The 23315-nt window shown below is 53.5% G+C and carries 22 protein-coding genes and 1 pseudogene; 8 read left to right on the top strand and 15 right to left on the bottom strand.

From position 1 onward, the window contains the following. Positions 1-117 precede the first annotated feature (117 nt). Both H650_RS01455 and H650_RS01450 read left to right on the top strand, forming a co-directional pair. Positions 118-981 carry an MBL fold metallo-hydrolase gene (locus tag H650_RS01455; RefSeq protein WP_238328372.1) on the top strand — a complete coding sequence of 288 codons (864 nt, stop codon included), beginning with the start codon at positions 118-120 and terminating at the stop codon, positions 979-981. 49 nt (positions 982-1030) lie between these two features. Then, positions 1031-1873, top strand: coding sequence for a helix-turn-helix transcriptional regulator (locus H650_RS01450; RefSeq protein WP_016495915.1), 843 nt, complete (start codon positions 1031-1033; stop codon positions 1871-1873). A 123-nt stretch (positions 1874-1996) separates the two neighbouring features. Here H650_RS01450 and H650_RS01445 read toward each other — a convergent pair whose 3' ends face one another. Further along, the gene (locus tag H650_RS01445) at positions 1997-3283 is read right to left on the bottom strand and encodes an AppA family phytase/histidine-type acid phosphatase (RefSeq protein WP_016495914.1); all 1287 of its coding nucleotides are present in this window, start codon (positions 3281-3283) and stop codon (positions 1997-1999) included. Between the two features lie 174 nt (positions 3284-3457). Here H650_RS01445 and H650_RS25870 point away from each other — a divergent pair. Beyond that, positions 3458-3714 (top strand): annotated as a pseudogene (locus H650_RS25870) (hypothetical protein); the annotation flags it as partial. Continuing rightward, entirely contained in the window at positions 3714-4649 is a 936-nt protein-coding gene (gene ttcA / locus H650_RS01440; RefSeq protein ID WP_016495912.1) for a tRNA 2-thiocytidine(32) synthetase TtcA, read from the top strand. The pseudogene H650_RS25870 and the gene ttcA, both read left to right, overlap by 1 nt. A gap of 38 nt (positions 4650-4687) precedes the next feature. On the opposite strand, the gene dbpA is transcribed toward ttcA, so the two are convergent. The 4 genes from dbpA to H650_RS01425 all read right to left on the bottom strand — a co-directional run bounded on the left by dbpA (position 4688) and on the right by H650_RS01425 (position 8841). Continuing rightward, positions 4688-6061, bottom strand: coding sequence for an ATP-dependent RNA helicase DbpA (dbpA, locus tag H650_RS01435; protein WP_016495911.1), 1374 nt, complete (start codon positions 6059-6061; stop codon positions 4688-4690). 30 nt (positions 6062-6091) lie between these two features. Beyond that, positions 6092-6265, bottom strand: coding sequence for a proline-rich small protein YnaL (gene ynaL / locus H650_RS25615; RefSeq protein WP_016495910.1), 174 nt, complete (start codon positions 6263-6265; stop codon positions 6092-6094). A 271-nt stretch (positions 6266-6536) separates the two neighbouring features. Continuing rightward, complete coding sequence (zntB, locus tag H650_RS01430; RefSeq protein ID WP_016495909.1) at positions 6537-7520, bottom strand: zinc transporter ZntB; 984 nt, start codon at positions 7518-7520, stop codon at positions 6537-6539. 145 nt (positions 7521-7665) lie between these two features. Then, positions 7666-8841 carry a methyl-accepting chemotaxis protein gene (locus tag H650_RS01425; RefSeq protein WP_016495908.1) on the bottom strand — a complete coding sequence of 392 codons (1176 nt, stop codon included), beginning with the start codon at positions 8839-8841 and terminating at the stop codon, positions 7666-7668. Between the two features lie 457 nt (positions 8842-9298). Between H650_RS01425 and H650_RS01420 the strand changes: the two genes are divergently transcribed. Together H650_RS01420 and H650_RS01415 are read left to right on the top strand one after the other, a co-directional pair. Further along, positions 9299-11434, top strand: coding sequence for a putative bifunctional diguanylate cyclase/phosphodiesterase (locus H650_RS01420; RefSeq protein ID WP_044489641.1), 2136 nt, complete (start codon positions 9299-9301; stop codon positions 11432-11434). 98 nt (positions 11435-11532) lie between these two features. Beyond that, on the top strand, positions 11533-12753 hold the full coding sequence (locus H650_RS01415; RefSeq protein WP_016495906.1) for a GGDEF domain-containing protein: 1221 nt from the start codon (positions 11533-11535) through the stop codon (positions 12751-12753). A gap of 55 nt (positions 12754-12808) precedes the next feature. Here H650_RS01415 and H650_RS01410 read toward each other — a convergent pair whose 3' ends face one another. Next, entirely contained in the window at positions 12809-12997 is a 189-nt protein-coding gene (locus H650_RS01410) for a YdiH family protein (RefSeq protein ID WP_044489640.1), read from the bottom strand. 409 nt (positions 12998-13406) lie between these two features. Next, positions 13407-15023, bottom strand: coding sequence for a peptide ABC transporter substrate-binding protein (locus H650_RS01405; protein WP_016495904.1), 1617 nt, complete (start codon positions 15021-15023; stop codon positions 13407-13409). 188 nt (positions 15024-15211) lie between these two features. Between H650_RS01405 and mpaA the strand changes: the two genes are divergently transcribed. Then, positions 15212-15925, top strand: a complete 714-nt coding sequence (gene mpaA, locus H650_RS01400) for a murein tripeptide amidase MpaA (RefSeq protein WP_016495903.1) — start codon at positions 15212-15214, stop codon at positions 15923-15925. On the opposite strand, the gene ycjG is transcribed toward mpaA, so the two are convergent. Then, entirely contained in the window at positions 15916-16881 is a 966-nt protein-coding gene (gene ycjG, locus H650_RS01395; protein ID WP_016495902.1) for an L-Ala-D/L-Glu epimerase, read from the bottom strand. The genes mpaA and ycjG overlap by 10 nt on opposite strands. A 117-nt stretch (positions 16882-16998) precedes the next feature. On the opposite strand from ycjG, the gene tpx reads away from it, so the two are divergent. Continuing rightward, entirely contained in the window at positions 16999-17505 is a 507-nt protein-coding gene (gene tpx, locus H650_RS01390) for a thiol peroxidase (protein WP_016495901.1), read from the top strand. Between the two features lie 49 nt (positions 17506-17554). Here tpx and tyrR read toward each other — a convergent pair whose 3' ends face one another. The 7 genes from tyrR to pspA all read right to left on the bottom strand — a co-directional run bounded on the left by tyrR (position 17555) and on the right by pspA (position 23272). Next, complete coding sequence (gene tyrR / locus H650_RS01385; protein ID WP_016495900.1) at positions 17555-19096, bottom strand: transcriptional regulator TyrR; 1542 nt, start codon at positions 19094-19096, stop codon at positions 17555-17557. 141 nt (positions 19097-19237) lie between these two features. After that, positions 19238-20287, bottom strand: a complete 1050-nt coding sequence (locus tag H650_RS01380) for a YcjF family protein (protein ID WP_016495899.1) — start codon at positions 20285-20287, stop codon at positions 19238-19240. Beyond that, a complete protein-coding gene (locus tag H650_RS01375) occupies positions 20284-21681 on the bottom strand; it encodes a YcjX family GTP-binding protein (protein WP_044489639.1) in 1398 nt (465 codons plus the stop codon). The genes H650_RS01380 and H650_RS01375 overlap by 4 nt, the downstream gene beginning before the upstream one ends. Positions 21682-21720: 39 nt before the next feature. Next, positions 21721-21957, bottom strand: coding sequence for a phage shock protein PspD (pspD, locus tag H650_RS01370; protein WP_016495897.1), 237 nt, complete (start codon positions 21955-21957; stop codon positions 21721-21723). 9 nt (positions 21958-21966) lie between these two features. Then, a complete protein-coding gene (pspC, locus tag H650_RS01365) occupies positions 21967-22326 on the bottom strand; it encodes an envelope stress response membrane protein PspC (protein ID WP_016495896.1) in 360 nt (119 codons plus the stop codon). Then, positions 22326-22550, bottom strand: a complete 225-nt coding sequence (pspB, locus tag H650_RS01360) for an envelope stress response membrane protein PspB (RefSeq protein ID WP_016495895.1) — start codon at positions 22548-22550, stop codon at positions 22326-22328. Before pspB ends, pspC begins: the two co-directional genes overlap by 1 nt. A 53-nt stretch (positions 22551-22603) precedes the next feature. After that, positions 22604-23272: a phage shock protein PspA gene (gene pspA, locus H650_RS01355; RefSeq protein ID WP_016495894.1), complete on the bottom strand. Its 669-nt coding sequence runs from the start codon at positions 23270-23272 to the stop codon at positions 22604-22606. Between the last annotated feature and the right edge of the window lie 43 nt (positions 23273-23315).

Here is a 23315-nt window from a genome sequence, read left to right as displayed (position 1 = left end):
GCTCGTGCACCACGCACAATGAGCGCAAAACGCACCGCATTGAACAAATAAGCGCACGCTTTTTCGTTACGCTGTATTCGATATTCAACGGAATGTGATGAAAACAGAGCGAGGATTATGATGACATCCCGGACGCTTGAGCCAACGCCCGTAATCAAACGCCAGCAATTGCAGGACATCACCGTCACGATACTCAGTGACGGTTACCTTGAAGGCAATTTTGCGCTATTGAACGGTATTGAAACCGACCAGGCCGAAGCGTTACTGACCGCCAGTGGCGTTTCGCCCCTGCCGCGCATGAATATTAATGCCTGCGTGGTCGAAACCGCCGGACACACCATTCTTATCGATAGTGGAACCGGTACGCCCGACGGCGCAAGCGGCGTGTTACCGGCTGCCCTTGCCGCAGCGGGCATTGATCCCCGCCGTATCGATACCGTCCTGTTAACCCATGGTCACCGCGATCACATTGGCGGTCTTGCCGGCCCGCAGCAGACTCCTCTGTTCAGTAACGTGCAGCGCCTGTTCGTGCATGAGAAAGAGCTCGCCTTCTGGCGGGATGAAACGTTGTATGCCAGCGCACCGGAGGGGCTCAAGCGCTCATATGACATCGCAAGGAATGCATTCAGCGCATACGACGATCGGCTGGTGACCTTTAAGCAAGAGGATATTCTGCCCGGTATTCAGGCGGTGTCGCTTTTTGGTCATACCCCAGGTCACAGCGGTTTTCTGCTTGGCAATGAGAAAGACGCTTTGCTTATCTGGGGAGATATTGTCCATTTCCCGCACATTCAGATAGCCCGGCCTGATGTCTCGATTGCTTATGACCGCGACCCGGCGCTGGCGGCCAAAACGCGCAGCGCCCTGCTGGATCGCGTCGCGACAGATAATATTGCCGTTTGCGGTATGCACTTTAACCTCCCGACCACGGCAAAACTTAGCCGTAGCGGTAAAAGCTACGCGTTGCATTACGCGATGTAAGTTTCTCCGGCACGAAAACCTGCCGGAACCAGCCTTGCAGAGAAGACAAATGATAAGCCCCGCTTTACACGCCGATGCACGCGAAACAGAAATCCTGCTCAATGAATTACTGGAGCTGGCCTGTTCGGAACTCGCCTTCCCCTGCTGTTGCCTGCGCGCCATGCAAAGCTGGCAGGTTAATAAGTTTCAGGTCGACGGTGCGACCTTCTCCTTCCCCCTGCGCGGCACGTTTCGTTACCGCGAGCAGGATAAGTGGGTCTGCGTACCGCCCGGCGAGATGCTGGTATTCCCCAACGCCCGTAGCATTGATATTGAGTGTACGCCCGATCCCGACAGCGGCGAGTTTCTCGCGCTGACGGTGTTAATGGCCGAGGAGCAACTGGAGGCCGCCCGGCTGTTACTGCGCGTTTTACCCCCGGCAACGCCCGGAAACGTCGGCGCTGAACCGCTGGCACAATTTATCGCCCCGATGACCCGCTGGGTCGCCGCGCTGCGGGCCGGAAACCGGGCACTATCAATACATGCAATGCTTGAGATTGTGATCAGATTGTTTGAGATGGGACATCACGGTTTGTTGCGTCTTCAGCCGCCGGGGATCGCCATGATGATACGCAACATGGTAAGCAGTGATCCGGCGTATCACTGGTCTACCGGTGAGATTGAAGAGCGGCTCAATATTAGCGGCGCCACACTTCGCCGCCGTCTTGCGGCTGAAAATACCACGCTCAGCGCGGTGATCACCGATGCACGGATTGCCGGTGCGCTTCAGTTACTGATGACAACCCGCATACCGATAAAAACAGTTGCCGCGCGTGTTGGCTACGCGTCGGTCGCCAGTTTCAGCCGTCAGTTCAGTAAACGCTACGGCGCAGAACCTTCCGTTTTTCGCTAAAACAAACAGGCTCAATGGCATATTAAGCGCGAATCACCTGCGCCCCGTTTCTTTAGCAATGTTCGGGGCACAGGATTTTACAGCGGGTCGTAAGATTCAGTTTTCTGGCGAAAGCCGTGTTTTTTATAAGCCACAGTCTGCAACGCGCACCGATTCAATCAGCTTTGCAAAATTGTTTAAGGAGCACATTCCCTGCGCATTCTTCTCACTGCACGCCTTGAGCGCAAGATCCACCCGCCCCGGCGGGTTATCCAGCGAGAAAGCGCGCATCTCTCTCATCTCCTGCAAGGTCTGATAAACGAACGACACCTGAACCCAGTCTGTGTTGTCGCTTACCCGTTTCCAGCGTTCGAAAACCAACTCTCCGCCCGGCGGGGTATTATCGGGTTGCGACGGCAGCGACCAGTTAAGATCTAACGCACCGCTGAGATTGGCGAGATTGGTATCATGTCCGGCAATAAACAACACAGAAACAGGAAATGTGATGCCGTAGTAATGCTGATCAGCGCCGTTGGTGGTCAATGCCGTGCGTATTAAATCAAGTAAGGGGGTCGCCCGGCTCCGCGCCACTTCAGGTGTTCTTTGTAACAGATCAAACTGGGCATTATGCAGGCTTAATAGCGATTGCCATTCTTTTTCTCCTGCGATCCTGCCCCACGCCACGTCCGCCATCCCCTGGGCTTGCTGCAGGAGGAAGATTTCCGTAAGTGTTGAAGAAAGCCCCCATGCGCCAGGCAAGGAGACGTTATCAGGCTTGATGTTGAGTCTGGTGGGGATGTTTTTGGTGAATGAACACGCACGGCTATCCCCGGCGGTTTTGCATTTCTCTGAGGCAGGGAAATTTAAAACGTGCTCCAGAGTCTGAAAAGCTGGCTGATATTTCTGCGTGAATTGCTCAATATTTCCTCCCGCTTTCGTTAAAATCGCCTCATTCACCGCCGATGTGTTAAATGAACATTTCCCCGTTTTTATCGGGTTAAAAAGCGGGTCTGTCTTCGATTTGTCTTGCTGATAATGCACAGGAACAGGACATTCAGGCGCCAGCCCCGCCAGGAACGCTTCACCTGTTTTGCGGGTTCGTTGATCGGTATCGGCAATCACTGCCACATGCCTCTCATCCGGGCAGGTTTTATCTGTCAGTAACCCCGTATCTGCCAGCCGCAGACGCTGATAATGCCCCAGAGCCGCTATAAGTTGTCCTCCGCGCGGCGTGAGCCATCCCAGCGGCACATCCCACTGGGGCCACTGAAAGGGTGTCACTTCGCGCATTTGTGGCGTGAACTTGGTTGGCGCGCGAACCCCGTGACGACTAACGATCACGACGCGCTCCAGCTTCATTCCGGGGTCTTCTTTTGCCTGTAATTGAAATGAAAAAAAGAAAAGGAGTAACACTCCTGCGCGAACAATCATTGCTCTTATCACTTTTACCTCCCTTCGATGATTAGATAACGGCTTGTTTCTTCACAAGCTGATTACACATCCTGGCGAAAATGATTTTACTCCTCTATTGATCAATAGGTTTTATACCGCACCTGAAAAAAGATGAGCGATGCCCCTTTCATTTATTGCCTGCGCCTGGTACCAGCCGTAAAACGTGCTGGTATTCGCCGCCGGAATCCGTACCATACGCGACATACTTTTGCCTGCTGGTGTTTGACTGCCAGCACAAGCCCATTTTCATCGCCAGTTAATGTGCATGAAAAGGGCAAAGGGTTTACGAAATTTACGGTGCATGGCGAGAGGAAATGAACCAGGATCAGAAAGGCATGCTCATCAGCAGCAGCCCTATCATGATGTGGTTTGCCCCTGCGGTGCCCCTGACGCTTCCAGAGACAAAATAATGATTGAAAAGCAAGAGATTACAAAGAAAGAACAGTACAACCTTAACAAACTGCAAAAGCGTCTGCGCCGTAATGTGGGCGAGGCCATTGCCGACTTCAACATGATTGAAGAAGGCGATCGCATTATGGTTTGCCTTTCCGGCGGTAAAGACAGTTACACCATGCTGGAAATTTTGCGCAACCTGCAACAGAGCGCGCCGGTCAACTTTTCGCTGGTAGCCGTTAACCTCGACCAGAAACAGCCGGGTTTCCCGGAACATATTCTGCCGCAGTATCTGGATACGCTGGGCGTGGAATACAAAATCGTGGAAGAAAACACGTACGGTATCGTTAAAGAGAAGATCCCGGAAGGCAAAACCACCTGTTCGCTCTGCTCACGCTTACGTCGCGGCATCCTTTACCGCACAGCGACGGAACTGGGTGCGACAAAGATCGCCCTTGGTCACCACCGCGATGACATCCTGCAAACGCTGTTTTTGAACATGTTCTACGGCGGAAAAATGAAAGGGATGCCGCCAAAACTGATGAGCGATGATGGTAAACACATCGTGATTCGCCCGCTGGCGTACTGCCGCGAAAAAGATATCGAGCGCTTCTCGGAAGCCAAAGGGTTCCCCATTATTCCGTGCAACCTGTGTGGCTCCCAGCCGAACCTGCAACGCCAGGTGATTGCCGATATGCTGCGTGACTGGGACAAGCGTTATCCTGGACGTATCGAAACCATGTTCAGCGCGATGCAAAACGTGGTGCCTTCGCACCTGAGCGATATTAATTTGTTCGACTTTAAAGGGATCACCCACGGCTCTGAAGTGGTGAACGGCGGCGATCTGGCCTTTGATCGGGAAGAGATCCCGCTGCAACCGGCGGGCTGGCAGCCGGAAGAGGATGATTCGCAACTCGATGAGCTGCGCCTCAACGTCATTGAAGTGAAATAACGTTGTGCCTCTCTGGTGCGCCAGAGAGGCTTTTTGCTTTATTTCAGCAACCGCACACGGCAGGTCTTGCCCTTAATTTTCCCGTTCTGCAATTGCTTCCACGCCTGACGCGCCACGCTTTGGCGCACTGCGACATAAACGTGCGCCGGGTGGAGGGTGATTTTGCCGATATCCGCGCCATCCAGCCCCATTTCTCCCGTTAACGCCCCGAGTACATCACCGGCGCGCATTTTGGCTTTCTTGCCCCCATCAATGCACAACGTTGCCATTTCGGCTTCCAGCGGAACGACTTTGACGTTAGCCGGAGGATTGAGCCAGTTCAGCTTCAGTTGCAGCATCTCGGCCAGAATATTCGCGCGCTGTGCTTCTTCCGGCGCACAGAAACTGATGGCCAGACCGCTGTTACCCGCACGCGCGGTACGCCCGATGCGGTGTACGTGAACTTCCGGGTCCCACGCCAGCTCGTAGTTCACTACCAGCTCCAGTGATTTGATATCCAGCCCACGCGCGGCAACATCGGTGGCGACCAGCACACGGGCGCTGCCATTGGCGAAACGCACCAGCGTCTGATCGCGATCGCGCTGCTCCAGATCGCCATGCAGCGCCAGGGCATCCTGCCCGGCGGCGTTCAGTGCATCACACACTTCCTGGCAATCTTTTTTGGTGTTGCAGAACACCACACAGGATGCCGGGCGGTGTTCGCTGAGCAGCTTTTGCAGCAAACTGGCTTTGCCGCTGCGGGAAACTTCAAAAAATTGCTGTTCTACTGCTGGCAGTGCGTCAACGGTGTCGATTTCAATTGTTTCCGGATTGCGCTGCACACGACCGCTAATGGCGGCAATGGCTTCCGGCCAGGTCGCAGAAAACAGCAGCGTCTGGCGCGAAGCCGGGGCAAAAGCGATAACCTCATTGATGGCGTCGCTAAACCCCATATCCAGCATACGATCCGCTTCATCCATTACCAGCGTTTGCAGGTTATCGAGAGCAACGGTGCTTTTTTGCAGGTGATCCAACAGGCGGCCCGGCGTGGCAACAATAATGTGCGGCGCGTGCTGTAACGAGTCGCGCTGCGCCCCGAAAGGATGCCCACCGCACAAGGTCAATATTTTGATGTTCGGCATATAACGCGCCAGGCGACGCAGCTCGTTTGCAACCTGATCCGCCAGCTCACGCGTGGGGCATAAAATGAGGGACTGCGTTTGAAAACGGCTGGCATCGATGTACTGCAATACCCCTAAGCCAAACGCCGCTGTTTTACCGCTGCCGGTTTTCGCCTGTACCCGGACATCCTTACCCGCAAGAATCGCGGGCAGCGCCGCCGCCTGGACGGGCGTCATGGTGAGATAGCCCAGTTCGTTGAGGTTTTCGATCTGGGCTGCGGGCAAAGTATTCAGGGTTAAAAAAGCGGTCACAATGTTTTCTCGCGATAAAAAGGCTTACGTTTAGCAGGCGCGTATCCTCTCAGATCTGCCTTTATAACGCGACATTTTAATCGGCTCTTCATCCGGCGGCGGATCCGGCATTGGTTGCGGGCGTGGGATCGGGTCGGGGATTGGAACCGGATCGGTTGGCACCGGATCGCTCAACTGTGGGGAAGAAAAATAGAGTGCGTTCATCATTGCCTCCTTTTTGTGGGCTTCTCGTTAAGGGTAGACGGCGAGAACACGGAGGCAAAAAAAAGCCGACTATTAAGTCGGCGTCGTACGAATCAATTGTGCTATGCAGTAATTCAAAAAAGGAAGTAAGACAATATGGAGCGCAACGCCCATCGCTTGACGTTGCATTCACCTGCGAGATGAATATTGCCCTGAACAGGTGTTTCGTTTATTGACCTCGCTCAATTAATGCGGCGTTTTTATGTTCAATTTTTGTTAAAAAAGTGAAATTTTACAGCCAGTTACTACGATGCAACCACCAGGTAACACCACCGATCAGCACCACCAACATCATGCAAAACAGCGCAAAGCCAAAATGCCAGCCACCGCCGGGGATACCGCCAAGGTTGACGCCAAACAACCCGGTTAAAAATGTGCTCGGCAGAAACACCATTGCCATCAAAGACATCGTATATGTGCGTCGCGCCAGTGATTCCTGCATCACCTGGGTAATTTCATCGGTCATCACGCCGGTACGGGCGATACAGGCATCAATCTCATCGAGCCCGCGACCAAGGCGATCGGCAATATCCTGCATCCGTCGGCGCTGATCGTCACTCATCCACGGTAAACGTTCGCTGGCCAGCCGGGCAAACACATCGCGCTGCGGCGCCATATAGCGGCGCATCACAATCAATTGCTTACGCAGCAACGCCAGGATGCCGCGCGGCGGAATTTGCTGATCGAGCAGGTTATCTTCAAGGTCGATAATCCTATCGTGCAGCGATTCGATAAACTCGCTGGCGTGATCGGTCAGCGCATCGCACACATCCACCAGCCAGCCGCCACAATCCGTCGGGCCGGTTCCCTCCTCCAGATCGCTGACCACATCGTCCAGCGCCAGCACTTTGCGCTGGCGTGTCGACACAATCATGCGCTCATCCATATAAACGCGCACCGCTACCAGTTGATCCGGCCGCTCGTCCGTGCTGCCATTTATGCAGCGCAAGGTAATTAACGTCCCCTCACCCATGCGGCTTACCCGTGGGCGCATGCTCTCCCCGGAAAGCGCCGTGCGTACGCTGTTCGGCAACACCGGTGTGGTTTCCAGCCACTGGGCGCTCTCCGGGTTGGTATAATTCAGATGCACCCAGCACGGTGTGCTTGCGGTAATAACATCATTATCTTCCAGCGGTTTCACGCCGCCTTTTCCGTCCAACAGCCAGGCAAATACCGCATCCGGAACGTTCACATCAGTTCCTTTAATTGCTTCCACAGGACCTCCACAATCCGCATGGTGTTTTGGCAAGTCTAGCCATATGGCAACGTTAAGCAATCATCACGCTGAATTTATTAACAAATTAACAAACAATGCAAAAAAGAAGGCCCGGTTTCCCGGGCCTTTACGGCTATCACCGCAATCAGAACGAGTGCCAGTAATTTTCCTGCTTACCCAGCAGCGGAGCACTGACGCGTGGAGGGGAGACTTTTTCTGGCAGTACCGCATCCTGTGCTTTTACCGCCGCCAGGCGGAATTTACCAATACGTTGCAGTAAGCCCTCCACCTGGTGTTGTAAAACATCCGACGAGCCCGCCAGTTCATCCACCATGGTGACGTTGCTTTGCGTCACTTTTTCCAGCTCCGCCAGCGCCAGAGTGATCTGCGAGATCCCCTTTTCCTGCTGCAGCGTCGTGACGGCGATTTCATCCATTAATTTACTCACCACGCTCGCACCAGAAACAATCTCGTGCATGTTCTGCTCGGCTTCACCAACGACGGTCGCGCCCTGGTTAACGTTATCGGTGGTAACAGCAATCAGCGATTTAATGTTTTTCGCCGCTTCCGCGCTGCGATGCGCGAGACTGCGCACTTCGCCCGCCACGACGGAAAAACCTTTGCCATGATCCCCGGCGCGTGCCGCTTCTACTGCCGCGTTCAGCGCCAGAATATTTGTCTGGAAAGCAATACCATCAATGATGGAGATAATTTCGGTCATCTGACCGGCACAATCGGTTATCGATTGCATATTTTTCGCCACCTGCCCCATTAACATGCCCCCTTTTTGCGCGCAGGTTGTGGCATCTTTTGCCCGGGTACTTGCGAGGCGGGTATTGTCAGCGTTGTTCTTCGTGCTGGAAGCCATCTGCTCCATACTGGACGCCGTTTGCACCAGCGCGGCAGATTGCTCTTCCGTTTTAACAGACAGATCGGCGCTGCGTGAGGCCAGTTGCGCCGAAAGCTCCAGCGCGGTATCGGAAGAGGCGCGAATTTCTTTCACCAGGTTCGCGATACTGGCAGAAAGGCTGTTAATGCCCGGAATTAACCGACCCGCGCAATTATTACCAAACTCAGGAATAACGATAGAAAGGTTTCCCGATGTGACTTCTTCTATGCTTTTTTTTACCGTGTTTATCGGCGTCACCAAATATTGCGTCATATAAAACCAGAGAAGCGTCAATGATGTGAGGGAAACAACACTTGTCATGGCAAATAGAACGATATTTTTTGAGACAACGATCACTAATACATCAAGAATAAAAAAAGAGACCAGAAGATATAAAATAATAAATGTTCTTACGCTAATATTTCGCAACATAGGGAAACCCACCTGAACACCGGGGACGGTAAGATCCTTATAGCATCCGCAATGTACTTTTACACGGCGAAATTGATGCCGAATAATGTTCACCTTTAAATAATTTCAATTTTACTTAAGTCGATTTAAATGAGAAGTTTAACTTCCACTCAGCAGATACTGATATAACAATATATTGAGCAAGCAGGATTGCTCGTTAACATATATCATATAAGAAATGATGCATCCCATACTAATGAGAAATAATATTCGCGACTTAAGATAATTTTATCATATGTTAAATCATTCACTTTATTTATGTTATTGCCATAACAGCCGATGAATAAATAAAGAGCTATTATTAGTTTATTCGCCCCTGCAATAATAAAATTAGCGTAGCCATTAAATTCATTAGGTTAGCTGCTAAAATTAGTGCCAGGATTACATATCATCTTTTTTTGCCTGTGTGGATTGCATGATGCTCTACGTTTCGTGGGACCCCATTCTGATTGGCATCTCTTTTCTGGTCGCTTTCATTGCTTCATTTGTCGCACTGGATAGCGCAGGCAAAGTTGCGACGTCTGAACCTCGCAGCGCAATATTCTGGCGTTTTTCGGGTGGAGCCACCCTGGGGATCGGTATCTGGTCGATGCATTATGTCGGCATGCTGGCGATGAAAATGCCGGTGATGATGCATTACGATTTAGAACTTACCCTCCTGTCATTTATTATCGCGATGTTGACATCCATACTTGCTATCAATATTGCCGTAGCGGGTAAAACACTGCCGACAAAACGTCTACTGTTCGCTTCCTTACTGCTCGGTACCGGCGTTGTATCCATGCATTATCTGGGTATGGCCTCGATGATGGGTTTCCTCACTATTTACTGGAACGTTGCGCTGATTGCGCTTTCGGTAGCCATTGCATTTTTCAGTGCCTGGGTTGCCCTTTGGCTGGCCTTTAGCCTGCGGCAAAATACCCATGGCGTCTTTATTAATCGCGTCTTTGCAGCCCTGGTAATGGGTGCTTCTATCAGCGCCATGCATTATACCGCCATGAGTGCCGCCACATTCAGCAACGATGGCACAGGCATTGTGATCCGCGGCCATGCAACAACGCTGATGAGCCACGACGTCGGCGAATTGGGGCTGTCATTGTGGGTTGCCACGACGACACTGGTGATTTTCGGCATCATGCTGTTCATTTCGATGATTGATTCCCAACTGCGGACATCACGTTTGACGGACAGCCTGCGCCAGCTTAATCAACAACTTGAAAAACAAGCCTATTATGACCCACTAACGGGGCTGGCAAACCGCTCCCAGCTCGACAATCTTCTTGATGCTTGCCTTAGCAAGGCCTCGGAGACACGCAGCACTTTCGCATTGATTTATATGGACTTAGATCGCTTTAAACTGGTCAATGATGCCTGGGGACATCACATAGGTGACCAACTGCTGGTGGCGGTTGCCGGGCGATTATCCGCCTGTATCAGCGAAAAAATGTCGCTGGCACGCCTGGGCGGAGATGAATTTACCCTGCTGGTGCCGGACACCCACGAAGACGAAGTTGAGGCGCTGGTAAAACACCTTGTAGCCACCATTCAACAGCCCTTCTGCGAGCTGAACCATGTCATTAATGTTTCACTTAGCGCCGGGATCAGTTACTACCCACAGCATGGCGATACCGCGCACGAGCTGAAACTGAAAGCCGACACGGCAATGTACAGCGTAAAACAGGAAGGCCGAAACAGCTGGGCTGTTTTTCATGCCGGCATGGCGCAGAAGACCGTCGACGATCCGCTGTTTTTGCAGGATTTATCGCAGGCGTTATCACGCGATCAGTTTGAACTCTGGTATCAACCGCAGTACCACGCGCCGGAGCATGCGTTGGCAGGTTTCGAAGCGTTACTGCGCTGGCGTCACCCGACACGGGGAGTTTTGCTGCCCGCAACCTTTTTACCGATGCTGGAAAAAACGGGGCTAATCATCTCTGTCGGGCGCTGGGTAATTGATGCAGCATGCAGGCAGTTGCATCACTGGAACAACCTGGGTTTTCGTCATCTGACGCTTGCTATCAACCTCTCACCCAGCCAGTTTGAGCAGCATGATATTTACGACCAAATCACCGATTCACTGCAACGCTACCATATCGATCCCATGCAGTTGACGCTTGAAATCACGGAGAACACTGCGCTGAAAAACATCGAGCGCAGTGTGCAGTTGCTTAACCAGTTCGCGCAAATGGGTATCACGGTCGCCATTGATGATTTTGGCACGGGCTACTCCAATATGCTGATGCTGAAACGGTTACCGGCAACAGAGCTTAAAATCGACAGAAGTTTTGTGAAGGACATTCGCGATAACAGCCGCAACGTTAAAATTGTCTCCACGATCATTGATATTGCACATTCCATGAACATGCATGTCGTCGCGGAAGGTATCGAAACGGCCGAGCAGCAGGCGTTGCTGACCAATATGGGCTGCGCTTATCTGCAAGGGTTTCTTTTTGCCCGTCCTTTACCGGTTGAGAAAGTGGCGGTGCTGCTCCAGCAAAAAAGATTCACTTTATCGCTGGAATGTTCAGATTCGTCACAAAAAAAGCCCGCATAACTCCCTAATTTTCAGGTATGTTGCAAGAAAGTCATTAAATTGCCGCTGATGTGTCACTTGTGATCGCGTTGCAACATACATGATTAAGGGGAGTCGCCATGCTTAAACATCACCTGGATGCGTTGAATGTGCTCTCCACCCCGGTTTGGGTGGTTGCTCCTGACACAGAAGCGTTACTGTTCGCGAATGCGCAAGCGCTGAAAATCGCGGCAGGACGCTCGCTCACTGAGATGCGAAACGGAAAATACTCTGCTTATGCGCAACTCAGCCTGTCTATGTACCTGCCCAGCTTACAAAATCATGAAGATGTGGTCGAAATCTGGAGTGTTTGTCCGGATGGTGAAGAGACCACCATCAGTTGCCGTGTCATGTTGCGTACGCTGGAAAACGCCGGTGAAGTGCTGCTGTTTGAAGGCGTATCAGGTGCCGCGGCGGCGGCGTTAAAAGCACACCACTCGCCAACGTATCGCCCACACAAGCAAGGTTTTTACGCCCGTTTTTTTTACACAACATCCGCGCCAATGCTGCTTATCGATCCCATTCGTGATGGGTTGATTGTCGATGCCAACCTCGCTGCGCTGCGTTTTTATGGTTATGACCACGAAGAGATGTGCCAGAAACACACCTGGGAGATCAATACGCTTGGGCGCAGCGTATTACCGGTGATGCAGGAAGTGTCGAATCTGCCGGGCGGGCATAAGCCATTAAATTTTATTCATCAACTCGCGGATGGTTCCACCCGCCATGTACAAACGTACGCCGGGCCGGTTGAGATCTATGGCAAGCGTTTGATGTTGTGCATTATTCACGATATCACCGAACAAAAACGCCTTGAGCAGGAACTGGAATACGCCGCGCATCGCGATGCGCTCACCGGCCTGCTGAACCGCCGCCAGTTTTATCATCTGACGGAACACATTCTGCCGACGGGGCTTGATTTCAGTTTGCTGCTGGTCGACGCCGATCATTTCAAAGGTATCAATGATCAGTTTGGTCATCAAAAAGGTGACCAGGTACTGGTTGAACTGGCGCGAATGCTTGAGACGAACTGCCGCTCAGGCGATTATGTTTTCCGCTGGGGCGGCGAAGAGTTCCTGTTACTACTGCCGCATACCACCACGGATATGGCACTAAACGTAGCGGAACGGATACGTCAGGCCGTGGCCAGTATCAACATCGCGGATCTGCCTGGCTTTACGGTGAGTATTGGTGTGGCGCACCATCTGCCTGATGAAGACCTGGATGCCCTCTTTAAACGCGTGGATGAGGCGTTATACCTGGCGAAGAATAACGGGCGAAACCGGGTACTGGCCGCATGATAACAAGCAAAAAAAAGCGCCCGTCGGACGGGCGCATTGCAGTGATGTTGCTGAGTTAGTGGATACCCAGACGCCAGGCAAAATCAATCTCTTCTTTCAGCTCGCTGTGCGACAGCGTCAGCAAATCCGCAAACTCCAGGCGCAATTGTTTGAGTTTTTTTAAGTATTCCGCCGGTGTCAGCGTGGTTTTGTCGCGACGCAGATATTCAATTGCCAGTTGGGTTGGGTCTAATTCAGTCTCCATAGCATCCTCTTTCGTGGTGAAAACCTGACCACTATAGCACACTGCATTGTCTGTTTTTTGACCAAAATCGTAAAAAGGCGGCATTTCGCGGGGGAAGATAATTTTGTCCCAGTCCATTTAAAAATGGGTTGCGTACTTAGATGATAAAATGAACTTTCTTAATAACGAATCGTTGAGTCAATGATTCAAGGGTATTACGTACGACATTACTTCCAGTTTTTTAGCCCGCTCAACGAAGCGGGCTTATTTGTTGAAAAGTCAGGGAAAAGCGTAAAAATGCGTCTCCTTATTTCCTCCATTGTCCCTTCACATTCCCTAAGTAAAATTCGCACCACTCCTGCTCAGACAGGAACCATTCCGTAATCAATGAGTTTCCCCTTACTTCCCGTGACGTAAGGGGATTTTTTTATCAGTGCTTCAGAATATAAAGCGTACGGCTATAAGCCACATCTTCGGGGTTATTGATCGGATAACCTTTCAGCCATGGTTTAATCAAACGCCCGTTGGTGTACTGATAAATCGGCGCGATCGGCGCTTTTTCCGCCAGAATATGTTCTGCCTCGTTATAGTCAGCGTTTCGCGCCTGGGCGTTGGTTTCCAGCGCCGCCTGCGCCAGCACTTTGTCGTACGCCGCATCGTTGAAACGTGGAATGTTGCCGCTGTTCGTCGAGTTCAGCACCGACAGGAAAGTGGAAGGTTCATTGTAATCCCCGACCCACGACGCGCGGATAACATCAAAGTTGCCGCTGTTACGGCTGTCGATATAGGTTTTCCACTCCTGATTCTGCAATTTGACGTCCGCGCCAAGGCTCTTTTTCCACATTGACGCCACCGCAATCGCGATTTTCTGATGGTTTTCTGAAGAGTTATACAGCAGCGTCAGTTTCAGCGGACGTTGCGGGCCGTAGCCTGCCGCCTGCAATAACGTTTTTGCCTGCGCGTTCAACTCGTCCTGGCTCATCTGTTCAATTTGCGAGGGCTGCGGCGTAAATCCGGCGGTAACATCCGGTGTGAAGCGCCAGGCTGGTTTTTCACCGGTGCCCAGCACTTTCTGCGCGATCACCCGCCGATCAATGGTCATGCTCAATGCAAGCCGCACACGCGCATCGGCAGTCGGCCCTTTCTGGGTGTTAAACGCATAGTAATAGGTGCCAAGCTGCGGCGGCGTATAAACCTGTCCGGGGATATCGTTAAGTAACTTTTGATAGAGGTTTTTCGGGAAAGATTCCGTAATGTCGATACCGTTCGCCAGATAGCGTTTGGTGGCCGCAGACTCCTGATTGATCGGTACAAACGTGACCTGCTGGATAACCGTTTTCGCATCGTCCCAGTAATGCTTGTTACGTTCGAGCACCAGCTTTTCGTTCACTACGCGATCGGCAAGTACATAAGCGCCATTGCCCACCAGTTTGCCAGGGCGCGTCCAATCAGCACCGCTTTGCACATTGGCTTTTTGCACCGGGTAAAAGGCAAAACTGGCGGCTAAACTCGGGAACCATGGCAATGGCCGCTCCAGTTGCACCCGCAACGTGCGCGCATCAACGGCGCTGACGCCGAGTTTATCCACCGCCTCTTTACCCTCCGTAATGCTTTTCGCATTCGCAATGCCCGCCAGCGCAGCAAAACTGGCAAAGGGTGAAGTGGTTTTCGGATCAACGAGTCGCTGCCAGCTATAGACAAAATCCTCTGCCGTTACTGGCGAACCATCGGACCAGCGCGCATCGTCCCGCAACGTAAATACCCAGGTGCGGTTATCGCTGCTTTGCCATTTACTGGCAACGCCCGGCACTATCTCGCCCTTCTCGTTCTGATTCACCAGCCCTTCAAAGAGATCGCGGATAACCTGAATTTCCGGCAAGCCAACGGCTTTCGCCGGATCTAACGTTGCAGGTTCATCTTTAACATGGCGAACGACTTCCTGTTTCTCGGCTAGTTGGGTACCCGGCGGCACATCGGCCGCCAGTGCACTTACAGAAAAACCGCACAGCCAGAGCGCGCAGCTCAGCGCTGAAATTCGATGCTTCATGGGATCCCCTCATTGGTATAACTTCCCGGCAAAAGATGAGGTAATTATTTGTTTTAACTTGGGAGAATGCAAACAGCGGACAGCGGAAAATTGAGGCTGGACGCCAAATTAACCCTCATGGCATGATTTGCGTCGCATCGCTTTATGCTCAACACTTGCTGTAAATAAACGACAATAAAAGGAAGCCTATGCCAGCCACACGCCCGCGTGCTCAACGAGGCGCATTTGCCCCCGGCAGTGAAGAGTTTGGTCGCTCGCTGTTAGGCGCGCCGCTGATCTGGTTTCCCGCCCCCATTGCCACGCGTGAAAGCGGGCTCATTATCGCCGGAACGCACGGTGACGAGAATTCGTCCGTGGTGACGCTCTCCTGCGCGTTGCGCACGCTTAAGACAGATTTACGTCATCATCACGTGGTGCTGGCGGTCAACCCGGATGGTTGCCAGCTTGGTCTGCGCGCAAACGCGAACGGGGTTGATCTTAACCGTAATTTCCCGGCGGCCAACTGGAAACCCGGTGAAACGGTGTATCGCTGGAACAGTGCGGCTGAAGATCGTGATGTCGTCTTGCTGACAGGCGATGCGCCCGGTTCAGAACCGGAAACGCAGGCGCTGTGCCAGCTTATCCATCGCATTCACCCGGCGTGGGTCGTGACATTCCACGATCCGCTGGCCTGCGTTGAAGATCCCCGCCAGAGCGCGCTTGGGAAATGGCTCGCGGATGAATTTTCCCTGCCGCTGGTCACCAGCATCGGTTACGAAACGCCGGGATCGTTTGGCAGCTGGTGTGCAGATATCAATTTGCACTGTATCACCGTCGAATTCCCGCCGATCTCCTCTGATGAAGCCAGCGAGAAATACCTTGCGGCAATGACGGCGCTACTGCACTGGGATCCTCAAAGATGAAGCTTACCGGTGCTGAAATGCAGCGCCGGTTCAACATCCACCGCCAGCCAGGTCGGGCCATCAAGATCGGCAAAACGCACCTGGCTGGCAAGCGGTAGCGCCGCCGCGATGGCGCGCGACGTACAGATCATACAACCAAGCATCAGCGTGAATCCTTGTTGAGACGCCTCATGCGCCAGCGCCAGCGCTTCGGTTAATCCGCCAGTTTTATCCAGCTTGATATTCACCATTTCATAGCGCCCATGCAGGTGAGCGAGGCTTTCTCGGGTGTGGCAGCTTTCATCCGCGCAAATCGGCAACGGATGGATGAAATTCGCCAGTGCATGGTCCTCATCGGCTGGCAGCGGCTGTTCCAGCATGGCAACGCCGAGATCCGCCAGCAACTGGCATCGCGCGGCAAGCCCTTCACTGTGCCAGGCCTCATTGGCATCCACAATTAATGTCGCTTCGGGCGCGGCAGCGCGAATTGCCACCAGCCTTTCGCTGATCAAATGGTCATCCAGCTTAATTTTCAGCAGTTGAGCGCCCTTTTCGCTGAGCGCGGCGGCGCTGGCCGCCATCTGTTCCGGTGTGCCAATCACCACTGTTTGAGCGGTGATAATAGTTTCCGGCAAACTGACACCAGCGGACTGGGCCAGCGAGATAGCCGCTTTGCGCGCCTGTAAATCCCACAAGGCGCAGTCAACCGCGTTTCGCGCAGCGCCCGGCGGCAGGAGGGTTTGCAACTCTTCACGCGTCAGGCGGTTTTCCAGTTGCGGCACAATTGTCATGATTTGCGCCATGACAGATGCCTCGCTTTCACCATAACGCGGGTAAGTCGTACATTCCCCGGCGGCTTTTATGCCATCCTCTTCCAGCTCGACCACCACCACGCGCGCTTCGTTGCGCGCACCGCGCGAAATCACAAACGGCGTGTGCAGCGGCCAGGTTTCCTCATACACTTTGACGCTTCTCATTCCTCACTCCTCTGCCGCAGGTCTAAACCAGTATAGATATGAAAATTGGTTTGCCGTGCTCTCCGTGGATGGCATAAACTAGCGCCGACGTTAACTATATGTAAACAGGAAGATATTATGTCACAACTCGTTCATTTTCAGGGCAATCCGGTTCCGGTTGCAGGCGCTATCCCGCAGGCTGGCGCAAAAGCCAGGCCGTTCACGCTCGTGGCTAAAGACCTGTCCGACGTCGCACTGAGCCAGTTCGCGGGTAAACGTAAAGTGCTGAACATTTTCCCAAGCATCGATACCGGCGTTTGCGCGGCTTCTGTGCGTAAATTTAACCAGTTAGCAACTGAGATGAACAACACCGTGGTGCTGTGCATTTCTGCTGACCTGCCGTTTGCCCAGTCCCGTTTTTGCGGTGCTGAAGGTCTGAGCAATGTCATTACCCTTTCGACGCTGCGCAGTGCTGACTTCCTCGAAAATTACGGTGTTGGCATCTCTGATGGCGCACTGAAAGGCCTTGCGGCGCGTGCTGTGGTGGTGATTGACGAAAACGACACTGTTGTTTTCAGCCAGCTGGTGAATGAGATCACCAACGAGCCGGATTACACCGCCGCGCTGGACGTGCTGAAAGGTTAATTAACCTGACACCAACAAAAAAGCCTCCGCAATGGAGGCTTTTTCTTTTCTACTCGTCGCCCTTCTTCTGGCTCAAGCCATATTCCCGCAGTTTATTGGCAATCGCGGTGTGCGAAACGCCGAGCCGCTTCGCCAGTTTACGCGTGCTGGGATAGTTGCGATAAAGCTGGATCAGCACCGAGCGCTCAAAACGGCTGGTGATCTCATCCAGCGATCCCTCCATGGCATCTTCGCCCACCGGCACCGTGGCGGCATCATAATCCGGCAGTTGAATATCCTGAGCGCGCAGCTCGTAGCCTTCCAGCTGCGTTAACGCCCGGTAAATGGCGTTTTTCAACTGGCGCACGTTACCCGGCCAGCCATAGCGGTTGAGCAATTGATGCACATCCTGCGACAGTTTTGGTCGTGGAACGCCCTGCTCATCGGCAAAACGGGCCACAAAAAGCTCTGTCAGCGGCATGATGTCCTGCGGACGATCGCGCAGCGGCGGTAAGTTCAGCGTCAGTACATTCAGGCGATAGTAAAGATCTTCACGGAACAGCCCTTTTTGCACCAGCTCCACCAGATTGCGCTGCGTTGCGCAGATCACGCGCACATCCACATGCACTTCATGATCTTCGCCGACACGCCGGAACGTACCATCGTTAAGAAAACGCAGCAGTTTCACCTGCATACGCGGTGACATTTCGCCAATCTCATCAAGCAGCACCGAGCCGCCGTTTGCCTGCTCGAAAAAGCCCTTTTTCCCTTCCGGCGCATGGCCAAACAGCTCGCTTTCGACAGACTCTTCCGGAATGGACGCGCAATTCAGCGCCAGATAAGGTTTCGCCGCGCGCGGGCTGGCAAGATGGCAGGCATGCGCCAGCAAATCTTTACCGGTGCCGGTATCGCCGGTGATCAGCAGCGGTGCGGTGAGCATCGCCAGTTTCCGCGCCTGCTCCACCACCTGACGCATTTTCTGGCTCACGGCGACAATCTGACTGAACGCGCTGAGATCCTGTTGGCTCAGGTTTTGTAACTGGCGACCCATACGAATAGTCGAACGCAGCATCACCACCGCACCGGTCAGCACCGGTTCGCCGGTCTCGCCTTCCAGGTGTACCGGCGTTATCTCCATCAGGAAATTTTGCCCGGCGATAACGACGTGCTCGTTATGCGAATTTTGCGGGTTACCATCGAGCCAGCGCTGGAAATTAAACCCCGCAATTAGCTGTACCGCGTTGTGGTTACGAAGTTTATCGGCATCCAGGGCAAAAAGCTGGCAGCTGGCCGGGTTCGCCAGTTCCACTTTGCTTTTCATATCCAGCGACAATACCGGCTCCGGCAGCGCTTCGAGCAGCGCGCTCATCGCGCGGTGTTCGCGTTCAGATGGCATCCACAACACGGTACGCACATCCGTCACGCCGGGGATACGGCGAATTTCAGCCATCAGGCTGCTGAAAGTGTTAAATTCGAGCGCGGCGAAATTCAGGTAGATCCGCCCGACAGGGTCAATTTCTATCCCGCGTAAGTCGATACCGCGCAGCACCAGTAAATCCAGTAATTCGCGAGTCAGACCAAGCCGGTCTTCACAAAAAACTTCAAGACGCATGGGAATTCGCCCTTATTCATTCACGTAATGAAAGGATGATAAGCCAGTTCGCGGTTGGCAGGAAGATATCTGTCAACAAATATTGACAGTTTGCGGAGAAAAGCGGCACTGCGGCGTAAAGGTAAGCGCAGCGCCGGTTTTTTAGTCAGCGGAGCGTTTCTGAAGCGTCTCTTTCAACTGGCTAATCAATTGTCTGCGGAAATCGCCAAGGCGCGGCTTATCGTCGTCAAGCCACGGCAGCGGACGACACAGCTCCATCGCTTTAATACCGAGGCGCGCCGTCAACAGCCCGGCACCAATCCCCTGCGCCGCACGCGCCGAAAGCCGGGCCGCCAAATCCTGCGAGACCCAGTCCATGCCAATTTCACGCACCAGTTCGCTGGCACCCGCAAAAGCGATATTCAGCAGCACCAGGCGGAACAAACGCAGACGGCTGTAGTAACCGAGTTCAATACCGTACAGCGTGGCGATACGGTTGATCAGCCGCAGATTGCGCCAGGCGATAAAAGCCATATCGACCATCGCCAGCGGACTGACGGCGATCATCAGCGCGGATTCCGCCGCCGAACGGCTGATTTCACGCCGGGCCTGAGTATCCAGCACGGGCTGAACCAGATGCGCATACAGGCTGACAATTTCTCGATCATTATGCGTTTCGTGGATCGCCGCATACCAGCGCTGTAGCGCCGGGTGCGCCTGATCGATGCCTGCCTGCCGCGCCAGTTTTTCGCAAAAAGCCCGCCCTTTCCCGGTGGCGTGGCTGTGCAATAAATCACGCGCTTCATCGCGTTCCTGCGCACGCTGGCGTAAACGCCAAAGCCGTCGCCATTCGCTGGCAACCGAACCGACACCTGCGCCAACAATCAACGCGCCGGCGGCGCAGCCGCCCAGTGCCACCCAGTCCTGAGTTTGCCAGGCGTTCATTGCCCACTGCACACCTTGTCCGACCACGCTTACGCCAAACAGCGTCAACCCGGCGGTGACCATTTTGCGCCACAGGCTCCGTTTTGGCCGCAGCGCAGCCTCAACCACCGCCTCGGCTTGCCCCTCTTCCGGCAGTTCATCAACCAGGGCGGGAGCAAAGTTTTCAGCTTGCTTATCGTTAAAGGTCTGCGCCCGCTTAAACTGCGCGCTGCTTTCCGCTTCCAGCGGGCCTGCGAAATCGATTCTCGGTTTTAGCGGCTCGGTCATCGCAATTTATCTCCAATCAAAAACTCCAGCGCCGCATCCAGGCGGATATGCGGCAGCGGCGTATCAACATCCATCACTGGCGGGCGGAACGCCTCAAAATTAAAACCTTGCTTATCCCAGAATGCCTGCCCCGGTAACCGCGCGGGCACTTCACCGGGGTAGACGGTTAGCGGCACGCCATCGCTCAGACGATGCCCGCGCAGCGCCGGGATCTTCTCGCCATTCACATCAATGATGCCGCTTTGCGTCGCCTGCACAGAAGCCAGCCCCAGACAATCCATACTGATGCCTTCAAACGCCGCGTTTTGCCAGGCGTCCTGGATCAGTTGCTGTAACAGCGACACCATATTGGCGTGCTGATCGACCGTAATATGATCGGCTTTGGTGGCGGCAAATAAGAGTTTGTCGATAACCGGCGCAAACAGGCGGCGAAACAGCGTGCGCTGACCGTAGTGGAAACTTTGCATCAGTTGTGTGAGCGCAAGCCGCATATCGTTAAACGCCTGCGGGCCGTTGTTCAGCGGTTGCAGGCAATCGACCAGTACAATCTGGCGATCAAACTTGAGGAAATGGTGTTTATAGAAACCTTTGACGACGTGCTCGCAATAATAGTTGTAACGTTCACGCAGCATCCCGGCGTTGGTGTGTTTACCGGCCTGCGCCAGTTTCGCTTCCCCGGTGCCGTCAACGTCCGGCCACGGGAAGAATTGCAGCGCGGGCGCGCCCGCCATATCACCGGGCAGAACAAAGCGGCCAGGTTGAATAAAGTGCAGCCCCTCTCGTTTGCATTGATGCAAATAGTCCGTCCACGCCGCAGCAATTTCGGCCAGCCGGTTTTCATCCGCTGGAGCCAGCGGATCAAGCCCCGCGCACAGGGCGCGCCATTGTGCCGACCACGCCTGACGCTGCCCTTGCAACAAGCCAGTCATTTGCCGCGACCAGCTCAGGTAATCCTGTGCCAGCATCGGTAAATCCAGCAGCCATTCGCCAGGATAGTCGACAATTTCCAGATAAAGCGTGGAGGTCTCTTTGAAATGGCGCAGCAGCGAATCATTGGAGCGAAAACGCAGCGCAAGGCGGATTTCGCTGACGCCGCGCGTCGGCGTCGGCCAGACCGGCGACGATCCATACAACTGCGCCAGCCCCTCATCATAGGTAAAGCGGGGAATACCAAAATCACGCTGCGGCACGCGTTTCACGCCAAGCAGCCGCTCTTCGCGCACGGCGCTTAGCAACGGCAGACGTGAACCTGCGTGAATGTTCAGTAATTGATTAACCAGTGCGGTAATAAATGCGGTTTTGCCACTGCGGCTCAGGCCGGTCACCGCCAGACGCAAATGCCTGTCCATTCCGCGGTTAACCAGCGCATTCAATTCGTTACGAAATCGATCCATCGCCATTGCGTTTTGCCTTAGAGCGTTAGCCGTAATTCCTTATTTTATCTCGTTTTGGGACAGGAAGCGGCGAGAAAATTTATTCGCAGCTCGCTTCAACAACGGCTCCAGCGCGAACGCCAGCAGCAACTTAACCGGGCGTCGGGCGACGGATTTCACCGCCCAGCCCGCAACACCTGCCGGGCCGAAGCGCAGCGCGGTCAGCAACGCCAGCTTTCCGACAATCTGCAAACCGGGTTTTACGTTACGGTGAACCTGTTGCCAGCGTTGATTCATATTTTTCTCCTACAACTGACGGAAACGGCTGCGCAGCGAGAACGTGTCTGAGGTGACATAACGTTCCATCTGGCGCAAACGGGTTTCTCCGGCGGCGAGCTGTGCGTCTACCGCGTCCAGCAATTCGCTGCTGCTCGGTACGTTTTCGCTCTCGGCATAATTGTCCGGCAGCGGATCCAGCACAAAAAACAGCACGATGTACGCCGCCACAACAAAGAAAAACAGCCCGAAAAACATCGCCAGAATGGCAAGAATACGCACGACTTTGACGCGAATATCCAGATACTGCGCGATGCCTGCACAGACACCACCGATTTTTCCGCGCTGCGGGATGCGCCATAACTTTTTATTCAGATCGAGGGTTGCCATTAGCGGTCTCTCCAGTTCGGGTGCTCAGCATCAAGAATATCTTCCAGCGCCTGAATACGTTCGCGCATCCTCGTGGCCTCTTCGGAAAGCTGGAGTAAGCGCTGCTGCTCGTTCTGGTTAAGTTCGCCGCGTGAAGTGCGATTGTTGTAATGCAGCCATAACCAGACCGGCAACACAAACAGGATGAAAAGTGTCAGGGGTATAGCCAGAAACAGCGTGCTCATGTGTACTCCTTACAGCGGATGAGGAGCGACATCTTCTGATGCCGCCGTTATTATTATTCGTTGTCTTGTTTCATTTTGGCTTTCAACTGCGCCAGTTGCTCGCTGATTTCGTCATCGGCACGCAGTTCTGCAAATTGCTGATCCAGCGATTTCTGCTTTCCAAAACCGTGACTTTCCGCTTCGGCTTCCATCTGGTCGATACGACGTTCAAACGATTCAAAGCGCGCCATCGCTTCATCCAGTTTGCCGCTGTCGAGCTGACGGCGGACATCGCGCGATGAGCTGGCCGCCTGGTGACGTAACGTTAATGCCTGCTGGCGGGCTCGGGTTTCGCTGAGTTTATTTTCCAGCTCGCCGATCTCTTTTTTCATCCGCGTCAGACTTTCATCCACCAGCGTCACTTCCTGCTCAAGCGTTTCAATCAGCGCGGTAAGTTTTTGCTTTTCAATCAGCGCCGCACGCGCCAGATCGTCTTTATCTTTCCGCAGCGCCAGTTCGGCTTTTTCCTGCCACTCGGCCTGCTGCGCGCTCGCTTGTTCAATGCGACGCGTCAGCTGTTTTTTCTCCGCCAGCGCACGCGCTGAAGTTGAACGAACCTCCACCAGCGTATCTTCCATCTCCTGGATCATCAGGCGCACCAGCTTTTGCGGATCTTCGGCTTTTTCCAGCAGTGAATTGATGTTGGCGTTCACGATGTCGGCAAAACGAGAAAAAATACCCATAATCTGTTCCTCTTGATTTCTGTAATCGGGCTCAGCCCTGCTG

It is taken from the genome of Enterobacter sp. R4-368 (assembly GCF_000410515.1).
Lineage (GTDB): Bacteria > Pseudomonadota > Gammaproteobacteria > Enterobacterales > Enterobacteriaceae > Kosakonia.
This window is presented reverse-complemented; position numbering and strand designations above follow the sequence as displayed.

Bases quoted from the DNA above. Each gene is read 5' to 3' on its own strand.
- ynaL (WP_016495910.1), bottom strand. From the start codon at position 6,265: ATGAACGCACTCTATTTTTCTTCCCCACAGTTGAGCGATCCGGTGCCA.
- pspA (WP_016495894.1), bottom strand. From the start codon at position 23,272: ATGGGTATTTTTTCTCGTTTTGCCGACATCGTGAACGCCAACATCAAT.
- tpx (WP_016495901.1), top strand. From the start codon at position 16,999: ATGTCACAACTCGTTCATTTTCAGGGCAATCCGGTTCCGGTTGCAGGC.
- H650_RS01455 (WP_238328372.1), top strand. From the start codon at position 118: ATGATGACATCCCGGACGCTTGAGCCAACGCCCGTAATCAAACGCCAG.
- mpaA (WP_016495903.1), top strand. From the start codon at position 15,212: ATGCCAGCCACACGCCCGCGTGCTCAACGAGGCGCATTTGCCCCCGGC.
- H650_RS01415 (WP_016495906.1), top strand. From the start codon at position 11,533: ATGCTTAAACATCACCTGGATGCGTTGAATGTGCTCTCCACCCCGGTT.
- ycjG (WP_016495902.1), bottom strand. From the start codon at position 16,881: ATGAGAAGCGTCAAAGTGTATGAGGAAACCTGGCCGCTGCACACGCCG.
- H650_RS01410 (WP_044489640.1), bottom strand. From the start codon at position 12,997: ATGGAGACTGAATTAGACCCAACCCAACTGGCAATTGAATATCTGCGT.
- H650_RS01445 (WP_016495914.1), bottom strand. From the start codon at position 3,283: ATGATTGTTCGCGCAGGAGTGTTACTCCTTTTCTTTTTTTCATTTCAA.
- H650_RS01450 (WP_016495915.1), top strand. From the start codon at position 1,031: ATGATAAGCCCCGCTTTACACGCCGATGCACGCGAAACAGAAATCCTG.
- H650_RS01425 (WP_016495908.1), bottom strand. From the start codon at position 8,841: ATGTTGCGAAATATTAGCGTAAGAACATTTATTATTTTATATCTTCTG.
- pspB (WP_016495895.1), bottom strand. From the start codon at position 22,550: ATGAGCACGCTGTTTCTGGCTATACCCCTGACACTTTTCATCCTGTTT.
- H650_RS01375 (WP_044489639.1), bottom strand. From the start codon at position 21,681: ATGGATCGATTTCGTAACGAATTGAATGCGCTGGTTAACCGCGGAATG.
- tyrR (WP_016495900.1), bottom strand. From the start codon at position 19,096: ATGCGTCTTGAAGTTTTTTGTGAAGACCGGCTTGGTCTGACTCGCGAA.
- pspC (WP_016495896.1), bottom strand. From the start codon at position 22,326: ATGGCAACCCTCGATCTGAATAAAAAGTTATGGCGCATCCCGCAGCGC.
- pspD (WP_016495897.1), bottom strand. From the start codon at position 21,957: ATGAATCAACGCTGGCAACAGGTTCACCGTAACGTAAAACCCGGTTTG.
- H650_RS01420 (WP_044489641.1), top strand. From the start codon at position 9,299: ATGCTCTACGTTTCGTGGGACCCCATTCTGATTGGCATCTCTTTTCTG.
- H650_RS01405 (WP_016495904.1), bottom strand. From the start codon at position 15,023: ATGAAGCATCGAATTTCAGCGCTGAGCTGCGCGCTCTGGCTGTGCGGT.
- H650_RS01380 (WP_016495899.1), bottom strand. From the start codon at position 20,287: ATGACCGAGCCGCTAAAACCGAGAATCGATTTCGCAGGCCCGCTGGAA.
- ttcA (WP_016495912.1), top strand. From the start codon at position 3,714: ATGATTGAAAAGCAAGAGATTACAAAGAAAGAACAGTACAACCTTAAC.